Here is a 9,235-nt window from a genome sequence, read left to right on the forward strand (position 1 = left end):
GCGCAGCGCACCCGCAGCGGCGGCCCGGCGCGGGAGCAGCGCGCAGCGGTGCCGGGGTTGATTCTGTGCCTTTAGGCGTCGTACCGCCGCCATTCGCGGGTGCCTTGCCGTTCGTTCCTCACGGCGCGTTACCGCGCGCTACGATATGTGCAGCCATCTGAGGGGATTCTTGTAGCGCGTGGTAAGCGAAGCGCACCCGCAGCGGCGGCCCGGCGCGGGAGCAGCGCGCAGCGGTGCCGGGGTTAATTATGTGCCTTTAGGCGTCGTACCGCCGCCATTCGCGGGTGCCTTGCCGCTCGTTCCTCACGGCGCGTTACCGCGCGCTACGATGTGTGCAGCCATCTGAGGGGATTCTTGTAGCGCGTGGTAAGCGAAGCGCACCCGCGGGAGCAGCGCGCAGCGGTGCCGGGGTTGATTCTGTGCCTTTAGGCGTCGTACCGCCGCCATTCGTGGGTGCCTTGCCGTTCGTTCCTCACGGCGCGTTACCACGCGCTACGACGTGTGCAACCATCTGTTAGGTGATTCTCGTAGCGCGTGGTAAGCGCAGCGCACCCGCGGGAGCAGCGCGCAGCGTTGCCGGGGTTGAATGCGGTGGCACATCCGGGCGTCGTACCGCCGCCATTCGCGGGTGCCTTGCCGTTCGTTCCTCACGGCGCGTTACCACGCGCTACGATGTGTGTAGTCATCTGGGGGATCCTTGTAGCGCGTGGTAAGCGCAGCGCACCCGCGGGAGCAGCGCGTAGCGGTGCCGGGGTTGGTTATGTGCCTTTAGGCGTCGTACCGCCGCCATTCGCGGGTGCCTTGCCGTTCGTTCCTCACGGCGCGTTACCACGCGCTACGATGTGTGCAGCCATCTGAGGGGATTCTTGTAGCGCGTGGTAAGCGCAGCGCACCCGCGGGAGCAGCGCGCAGCGTTGCCGGGGTTGAAATGCGGTGGCACAGCCGGGGCGTCGTACCGCCGCCATTCGCGGGTGCCTTGCCGTTCGTTCTTCACGGCGCGTTACCGCGCGCTACGATATGTGCAGCCATCTGGGGGATTCTTGTAGCGCGTGGTAAGCGAAGCGCACCCGCAGCGGCGGCCCGGCGCGGAAGCAGCGCGCAGCGGTGCCGGGGTTGAAATGCGGTGGCACAGCTGGGCGTCGTACCGCCGCCATTCGCGGGTGCCTTGCCGTTCGTTCCTCACGGCGCGTTACCGCGCGCTACGATATGTGCAGCCATCTGAGGGGATTCTCGTAGCGCGTGGTAAGCGCAGCGCACCCGCGGGAGCAGCGCGCAGCGCGCAGCGGTGCCGGGGTTGATTATGTGCCTTTAGGCGTCGTACCGTCGCCATCCGTGCGCAGCCACCTGACGGTGATTCACGTTAAAGCGCTAATCACGAAGGCTCATGATTCGCCATTGGCGCTGTTCGGCTACCTGGCGAAGGGTGTCGTCCGGGTCAACGGCTACGGGGTGATCAACCTCTTCAAGCAGTGGCAGGTCATTATGTGAGTCGCTGTAGAACCAGGCGCCGTCCAGCGTAAAATCCTTGTCTTCTAACCATTCATGCAAACGGGTAATTTTGCCTTCCCGATAACTGGGGGTGCCGGAGGCGCGCCCGGTATAGCGACCATTCTCCATTTCCGGGTTAACCGCGATCAAATAATCAACGCCCAAGCGCTCAGCAATGGGAGCGGTAATAAAATGGTTGGTCGCGGTCACAATAAGCAGTGTGTCGCCCCGGGTGCGGTGCCGCGCCAATAACTCTTCGGCCTTGGAAAGAATATGCGGTTCTATCTTGCTGGCCATAAATTGCTGATGCCAAGCCGCTAACTGTTCAGGTGTGTTGTCCGCTAACGGCTTAAGTGCCACTTCCAGAAACGCCGCCATATCCAGCGTGCCCGCCTTGTAATCGGCCATAAAACGCTCGTTGGCTTCGCGATAGGCGACGGGGTCTACGGCGCCTTGCTCGAGCAAAAACTCACCCCATGCATGATCGCTGTCGATGGATATCAGCGTATTATCCAGATCGAAAATAGCCAGGCTCACGGCGCTCCCCTTATGGTCGATTGTCGTTTGAAATTTATAGGTATGAACGGCAAAACAAAGGGGCGGATTATCGCAGAGTCCTTGGTTCTTTCCCACCCGAGCCGCGCACGTGTTCACGACTTGGCGTTATATTGTATTGATACGCTTGTCGCCCTTGTGGAAAAATGGGGATAACTGAAAATTTAATAAGGTGATGTCCGTGATCGACGCTGACGGCTTTCGCCCCAATGTTGGCATTATCATTGCCAACAGCCAGGGGCAGCTGCTTTGGGCGCGTCGTGTAGGACAGAATGCGTGGCAGTTTCCCCAGGGAGGCATTAACGCAAGCGAAACACCGCAACAGGCTCTTTTTCGTGAGCTTTTTGAGGAAATCGGCCTAACCGCCGATGATGTTGATATTATCGCCTGTACCCGGGGATGGCTGCGCTACCGTCTACCACGACGCATGATTCGTACCCATTCACGGCCAGTGTGTATTGGCCAAAAACAGAAATGGTATTTGCTAAAAATTCGCTGTCAGGAAAATCGAATTTGTATGACGGCAACGCCCAAACCTGAATTCGATGGCTGGCGGTGGGTGAGCTATTGGTACCCACTCGGGCAAGTGGTACCGTTCAAACGAGAGGTGTATCGGCGCGCGCTAAGAGAGCTTTCTCCCCGCGTTCAGCGCTTGGCACAAGATGATGAAAAATAACGTGCTCCACGGCTCTGGATGAGCGGTGAAAGTCTGTCGAAAAGATCCTCAGCGAGGCAAACAATGTGAAAAGTAAAACGTCCATGCTTGAGGTATTGCGTCGTGTTATTCAGGAAGTAAACGGTGCACGCAACCTGGACGCCGCGCTGTCGACGATGGTGCGTCGTATCCGCAAGGCCATGCAGACCGATGTGTGCTCATTCTACCTTTATGATAAAGAGCTTGAGTCGCTCGTTTTAATGGAAACGATTGGTCTGCGTACTCAAGCGGTAGGGCGCGTTGTGCTGCCGTTAGGGGAGGGGTTGGTGGGCCAAGTGGCCAAGCGCAGCGAGCCCTTGAACTTGGAAGATGCGCGGCTTCACCCTCATTTTCGCTATTTTGAATCGACCGGTGAGGAACGCTACTCCAGTTTTCTAGGCGTGCCGATTATTCACCAGCGCCATATGCTGGGTGTGCTGGTTGTTCAGCAGGCTGAAAAACGCCGCTATGATGATCAAGATGAAGCCTTCCTGGTCACCATGGCCGCTCAGTTGGCAGGCGTGCTGGCTCATGCGCTGGCAACGGGCAACCTTGCGCGGCCTGCCTTGCCGGGCGGGCAGACCATGTTTAAAGGGGTCGCAGCGTCGCCCGGTGTTGCCATGGGCGAGGTGGTCGTTATTACGCCACCGGCTGACCTTAATAGCGTGCCAGACCTAATCCCCAATAATGAAGCGTATGAAATTGCGCGTTTAAAAGAGGCGATCGGTAAAACTCGCGATGAAATTCGTGCAGCGGCCGAGCGTCTAGTCAATCGAATCTCCTCCCAGGAGCTGGCGCTTTTTGATGTTTACCAACAAATGTTGGGTGAAGCAGCCCTTTCTGAAGAGGTTGAAAAGCGTATTCGTGAAGGGCAGTGGGCGCCGGGTGCACTTGCCGATGTAGTGCGACGCCACGTTCAATATCTGGAGCGGGTAGATGACGATTATCTCCGCGAGCGCGCTGCGGATATTCGTGATTTAGGCCGCAGGGTGTTGGCCCATTTGCAAGAGGGGGCGCCTTCAACGCCTGAAACCTACCCCGATAATGCCATTTTAGTGGGCGATGAAATTAGTGTCGCCATGTTGGGTGAAGTGCCGCGAGAGAAGCTCAAAGGGTTGGTTTCTGTGCGAGGTTCAGGTACATCGCACGTTGCCATTGTCGCCCGTGCTATGGGGATCCCCACGGTGCTGGGCATGATGGATTTACCCTTGCCACGCTTAAGTGGCGCACCGGTCGTGTTGGACGGTCACCGTGGACGGCTGTTTGTTCGTCCATCGGCTGAGTTGACGTCGCGTTATGAAAGCTTAATTGCGGATGAACAAGCGTTAAGCGAGCTTCTGGAGCATGAGCAGGACCTGCCCAGTACGACCCCGGATGGTCATGAAATGCCGCTGATGGTCAATACGGGGCTGGCCGTAGACGCCACCACACTGCTCAAAAGCCGTATTGCGGGTGTGGGGCTTTATCGTACGGAAGTGCCGTTTATGATTACGGAGCGCTTCCCTGGCGAACAAGAGCAGATGCGCATGTATCGCGAGCAGCTGGAAGGGTTTGCGCCCTTGCCCGTGGTGATGCGGACGCTGGATATTGGTGGCGATAAAGACCTGCCTTACTTCCCCATTGAAGAGGCTAATCCTTTTCTAGGCTGGCGCGGGATGCGGGTAACGCTGGATCATCCTGAAGTGCTCATGGTGCAGCTGCGTGCCATGCTGAAGGCTTCTCATGGTTTAAACAACCTCTCTGTGCTTTTCCCGATGATTACCAATGTTGAGGAAGTGGATGAGGCGCTGCGACTATTGGATCGCGCGATTATTGAACTGGGGGAAGAGGACATCATCATAAAGCGTCCCAAAGTGGGCGTGATGATTGAGGTGCCAGCGACTATTTATCAAATGGATGCGCTGGCAAAGCGGGTCGACTTTTTCTCTGTGGGCAGTAACGATCTCACCCAGTATTTGCTGGCGGTTGACCGTAACAATGCACGGGTTTCCAGCCTTTATGATGCAATGCATCCGGCACTGTTAGGCGCCCTGCAGGAGCTTTCCCAGGATGCCAAGCGGCTTAATAAACCCATTTCGTTATGCGGCGAACTGGCTGGTGACCCCGCTGGGGCGCTGTTATTAATGGCCATGGGGTTTAACGCGCTTTCAATGAACGCCCCCAGTTTACCCAAAGTGCGTGCGGCCATTCGGCGCGTGACACTTCAGGATGCCAAAGCACTGCTGGCTGAGATCATGGATCTGGACACGCCTTTCCAGGTACACGAGCATCTCAATAAGCGCATGGACGAGTGGCAGCTTTCGCACCTGTTGCCTCCACGCGATTAACGCTGCTGCCTCACGATATGGCCAGGGTCGTTTCGCCTTTGAAACGACCCATGGGCCCAAAGCGTTGCTCGGTGATGTTTATATGGCCTTGGTGATCAAGCGTTAACCAGCTTGTGGCGCGCGTGCCGTAAGTCTCGCCCAGAATAAACGCGGCAGAAAGCCTTCGCTCTAGCGCAAGCTCAACCCCTGTTTTGGGTAGCTGGGCGTCCGGCGCTTGTTGGGTGTTATGCAGCGCTTGGTCCAAAGGAGAGCGCCAGTTATCCGGCGAGCTTTGCGCTAGTGCTTCTCGCACGCTTTGCACTTTTGGCCAGGGAGTGTTCAATTCCGCATTGGAAAGGCCATGCACGCCGGGCGGCACATCGCTGAGCGTAATGCCGTGCTGGCCATGATGGAGATACCAAAGCCGGTCGGTGGTGGCGACTAACAAATTAAACCCTGCGTAGCGTTGAGCTTTACGGTGAGCAAGGTCGGTTAGCCACTGCTCAATATTGTTGCACTGGAGTGCATTGGCGACAAGTTCGCCCCGGCTGGGCGCATCGGGAGGTGTCATCATCGCAAGGTCGCGTACATTGGTAAGCGCCGCGACTCTACCGCCTCGTGTGGCAGCAAGCCATGAGCCGCCTGCTTCAAGGTCGCGCCCGCCTAAAAGGGCGGGGGCGTCATCCCAATAGCCTAAAGGCGCCGTTGGCCGGACATGAAGTTCATCACGATTACCTGCCAAGCGTAAGGGCAGCGCTGTGCCAGGTTGCCAGGCGAATGCCATCAAGCACATAGTGAGTCCTCAGCATTGGTCATTATCGACACGCTCAGCATGACAGCTTAAGGGCATAGTCGTACACTTGTGCGAGTAACGTAACACTCATCATCTCATCGGGGTGAATTGTCTCTAGCCAATCAGGAAGGCGCGAACGCATGCAACGCAATCGCGAAGAGCATTTCTGGAACATCATCGTTTGGCCTACTCTCTGGCCAATGTTACTTATTCAGGCCGCGCTAGTCGTGCTGTGCATGCTGGTTGGGCTCGCCGTTTGGTGGATGTCGCCTACACAGGCGCCATGGAGTACCACCTTGTGGGTGGCGCTTGCACTGCTATTGGGCAGCTCCATGAATGTATCTGCCTTTCTGATGCTGGTTAAAGTACGTACAAAACAGAAAGAAGCCTATTTTATACAGGAACTGGACGAGCTTGAACGGCATAGTGAGTCGCTGCGGTTTAGTGTCTTGCAAATGTTACCTGACAAAAAGCACACGATACCTGAACTCAACAGGGCGCCTGTTCGGCCGCTGAGACGCTTGGCCCAAATGAATGAAATGTTTTCAGGGCTTGGGCGCTATATTGAAAGCGCTCAGCGATCACGCCACCCCACCGAGCAAGTAAAAGAAGATCAGGCACTGTTGGATGATATTCATCATCAACAGCAGCAGCTAAAGCAGCTTGTTGCCGGGCGTGACCGGGCGCGAGAAGAGTCACGTTTAAAATCAGGTTATTTAACACTGCTTCAGCGTGAAACTGATGACCTGGATGAGCAGTTAGGACGCATCCTGGAAAGTGACGAGTGTTCGCAGTGTCGTCGTCAGGTCGTGGATATCCGTGAGCACTTGGCTGATGTGCGCACGCTGCTGACCAATCTGGTTTATCAACGTGTTAATGAGAACGACGTAACACCTGCCAATACAGTACCAAACCACGTTTTACGCGTTCTTGTGGTTGATGATGGTCCGGTTAACCTGATGCTGGCGCGGCAAATGCTGGAAGTTCACGAGTTAGAGGTCGAGGGCGTAAGCAGTGGCGAGCAAGCGCTTGAGCGCCAACAATCTACCTCGTTTGATTTAGTCTTTATGGATATTTTTATGCCTACTCTTGATGGTTTGGAAACCACCCGGCGCTGGCGGGCGTATGAACAGGCAAGCGGAAAGCGCCCTAGCATCCTGATTGCGCTAACGGCCAATGCGGACAATGCAGGCATTGCCGAGTGCAAAAAAGCAGGTATGAATGACTTGCTCACCAAGCCTTATCAACCTGAAAAATTACTGGGCATGATTTCCAAATGGCTGCCCGATAGCCCACACAAGGCATCTGGCCAATGAGTGTGATGACTATCTTGTTGGGTTACTTAGCCTTGGGCGCGGCTGCAGGTACGATGGCGGGGCTTTTTGGTGTCGGTGGTGGGCTTATTATCGTTCCGGTACTGGTTTTTGCATTTGGCCTGCAAAACATACCGCCAGAGATCACCATGCATCTTGCCGTAGGCACGTCGTTGGCCACTATTGTCATCACCGGGGCCTCTTCTGCGCTGGGGCATTTTCGTCAAGGAAGTGTTTCTCGCCCCTGGTTTTTAGCGCTGCTCCCGGGCTTGATGGTGGGCGCCATTGGCGGCGTGTTTATTGCGGGGAGTCTCTCGGGCGGCGTATTGGGCACGCTCTTTGGCATCTTTGTTCTGCTGTTAGCAACCAAGATGGTTTTTGGTCTATCGCCCAAGCCTGGCTCTATTGCCCCAGGCAAATTTGCGATGGTCGTGGCCGGCGGTATAGTAGGCGCCATATCCGCTTTATTTGGCATCGGCGGCGGCGCAATGACAGTACCATGGTTGTCTCGGTGTGGGGCTACCATGACACAAGCCGTAGGTACCTCTGCTGCGTGCGGGCTGCCTATCGCATTAGTGGGCGCCATTACCTTTATGGTAATGGGGTGGGGGCATCCGCTGTTGCCTAACTGGGCTACCGGGTTTGTGATGTGGCCTGCTTTTTTCGGCATTGTCGTCACCAGCGTACCGTTTGCGCGTGTCGGTGTTCGCTTGGCCCATGTGTTACCTGCTCATGTATTAAGGTTATGCTTTGCGCTGCTGTTGGCTGTGGTCGGTCTGCGCTTCGTTTTGGCTTAATTAGGGTTTGTACGAAAAGTCGCTGAGCGAAGGCCAGGCAAGGCAAAAATCAGCGAAAAAACGGACCGAGCTCGCGTACGAGTTTACATGTGTAAATGAGTATTTTGATCGGACTCGCGCACGAGCTGATTTTTAACGCCGCATGGCCGAGCGCAAGCAGTTTTCGTGCAAAGCCTAGTGTAGTAATGGTCTAAGTGACTTTCTTCCTCCTCCGTAATTAGAGTATTTCAATGATGAATTACCCAGCAATTGACCCTGTGGTGTTCTCCCTTGGGCCGCTTCAAGTGCATTGGTACGGCCTTATGTATGTCGTGGGGTTTATCGCCGCGTGGTGGTTGGGCTGTCGGCGAGCTTCTCGGATAGGGCTTACTAAAGACGATATTGGTGACCTGATCTTCTACTGTGCAATAGGTGTGGTCGCTGGTGGACGGCTGGGGTATGCACTTTTTTACGGCTTAGGACAGTGGTCGGCTGACCCTCTATGGATCTTCCGTGTGTGGGACGGCGGCATGAGCTTTCATGGCGGATTGCTCGGTGTGCTGTTGGCAGCCTGGTGGTTTGCACGCCGCAAGCAGCTTGCCTTTTTTACCCTGACGGATTTTATTGCCCCACTGGTACCCATTGGCTTGGGCGCTGGTCGAGTAGGCAACTTTATTAACCATGAGCTTCCCGGACGAGTAACATCGTTGCCGTGGGGAATGCCGTTCCCCGGGATGGGGCCAGAGCCACGCCATCCCTCAGCGCTTTACGAAGCCCTGCTTGAGGGGTTGGTGCTGTTTGTGATTTTGTGGTGGGTATCTGCCAAGCCCCGCGCGCGAGGGTTCATTTCAGGGCTGTTTTTACTCGGCTACGGCGCATTCCGCTTCCTGGTGGAATTTGTCCGCATGCCCGACGCGCATATTGGCTATCTTGCATTCGGATGGGTCACCATGGGAATGTTGCTGACGGTGCCCATGATCGCACTAGGATTAGTCCTTATGGCATGGTCACGCTCGCAACCGGTGGATGCCAAGGTTTAAACGTTAGTAGTGAAGTAAGTGCCAAAGCAACGACGCGTTACACCCGAAGAATCAAAAGGTTAGATGGATTTGTAGCGCGTGGTAAGCGCAGCGCACCCGCGAGAGCGCCGCGCAGCGGTGCAGGGGTAAGGGTGCAAGGGTAAAGGAGGTGCCAAGGCGAATGAGGTGCCCATGGGCGTCGTTCCGCCGCCTCCCGCGGGTGCCTTGCCGTTCGTTCCTCACGGCGCGTTACCACGCGCTACATCTGAATAATCAAAGCGTTAGGTGAAA

7 protein-coding genes are annotated in these 9,235 nt (G+C 56.0%); 5 read left to right on the top strand and 2 right to left on the bottom strand.

Translation table 11 applies throughout. The features are described 5' to 3' along the window. Positions 1-1,368 precede the first annotated feature (1,368 nt). The gene (locus ACT3T6_RS17375; protein ID WP_193053749.1) at positions 1,369-2,025 is read right to left on the bottom strand and encodes an HAD family hydrolase; all 657 of its coding nucleotides are present in this window, start codon (positions 2,023-2,025) and stop codon (positions 1,369-1,371) included. Positions 2,026-2,224: 199 nt separating this feature from the next. Here ACT3T6_RS17375 and rppH point away from each other — a divergent pair, with 199 nt between their 5' ends. Continuing rightward, the gene (gene rppH, locus ACT3T6_RS17380; protein ID WP_193053748.1) at positions 2,225-2,719 is read left to right on the top strand and encodes an RNA pyrophosphohydrolase; all 495 of its coding nucleotides are present in this window, start codon (positions 2,225-2,227) and stop codon (positions 2,717-2,719) included. An 83-nt stretch (positions 2,720-2,802) separates the two neighbouring features. Continuing rightward, positions 2,803-5,064, top strand: a complete 2,262-nt coding sequence (gene ptsP, locus ACT3T6_RS17385) for a phosphoenolpyruvate--protein phosphotransferase (RefSeq protein ID WP_193053751.1) — start codon at positions 2,803-2,805, stop codon at positions 5,062-5,064. A gap of 10 nt (positions 5,065-5,074) precedes the next feature. Here ptsP and ACT3T6_RS17390 read toward each other — a convergent pair whose 3' ends face one another. Beyond that, the gene (locus tag ACT3T6_RS17390; protein ID WP_193053747.1) at positions 5,075-5,836 is read right to left on the bottom strand and encodes an NRDE family protein; all 762 of its coding nucleotides are present in this window, start codon (positions 5,834-5,836) and stop codon (positions 5,075-5,077) included. A 140-nt stretch (positions 5,837-5,976) separates the two neighbouring features. Between ACT3T6_RS17390 and ACT3T6_RS17395 the strand changes: the two genes are divergently transcribed. The 3 genes from ACT3T6_RS17395 to lgt all read left to right on the top strand — a co-directional run bounded on the left by ACT3T6_RS17395 (position 5,977) and on the right by lgt (position 8,965). Then, on the top strand, positions 5,977-7,152 hold the full coding sequence (locus tag ACT3T6_RS17395) for a response regulator (RefSeq protein ID WP_193053746.1): 1,176 nt from the start codon (positions 5,977-5,979) through the stop codon (positions 7,150-7,152). Beyond that, complete coding sequence (locus ACT3T6_RS17400; RefSeq protein ID WP_193053745.1) at positions 7,149-7,946, top strand: sulfite exporter TauE/SafE family protein; 798 nt, start codon at positions 7,149-7,151, stop codon at positions 7,944-7,946. Before ACT3T6_RS17395 ends, ACT3T6_RS17400 begins: the two co-directional genes overlap by 4 nt. A gap of 230 nt (positions 7,947-8,176) precedes the next feature. Beyond that, the gene (gene lgt / locus ACT3T6_RS17405; protein WP_172116185.1) at positions 8,177-8,965 is read left to right on the top strand and encodes a prolipoprotein diacylglyceryl transferase; all 789 of its coding nucleotides are present in this window, start codon (positions 8,177-8,179) and stop codon (positions 8,963-8,965) included. The last annotated feature ends 270 nt before the right edge of the window (positions 8,966-9,235 follow it).

Origin of the sequence: Halomonas sp. 72 (genome assembly GCF_052379785.1) — a bacterium.
Lineage (GTDB): Bacteria > Pseudomonadota > Gammaproteobacteria > Pseudomonadales > Halomonadaceae > Vreelandella > Vreelandella citrativorans.

Coding starts and splice junctions, on each gene's coding strand:
- ptsP (WP_193053751.1), top strand. CDS start 2,803: ATGCTTGAGGTATTGCGTCGTGTTATTCAGGAAGTAAACGGTGCACGC.
- ACT3T6_RS17390 (WP_193053747.1), bottom strand. CDS start 5,836: ATGTGCTTGATGGCATTCGCCTGGCAACCTGGCACAGCGCTGCCCTTA.
- ACT3T6_RS17395 (WP_193053746.1), top strand. CDS start 5,977: ATGCAACGCAATCGCGAAGAGCATTTCTGGAACATCATCGTTTGGCCT.
- ACT3T6_RS17400 (WP_193053745.1), top strand. CDS start 7,149: ATGAGTGTGATGACTATCTTGTTGGGTTACTTAGCCTTGGGCGCGGCT.
- lgt (WP_172116185.1), top strand. CDS start 8,177: ATGATGAATTACCCAGCAATTGACCCTGTGGTGTTCTCCCTTGGGCCG.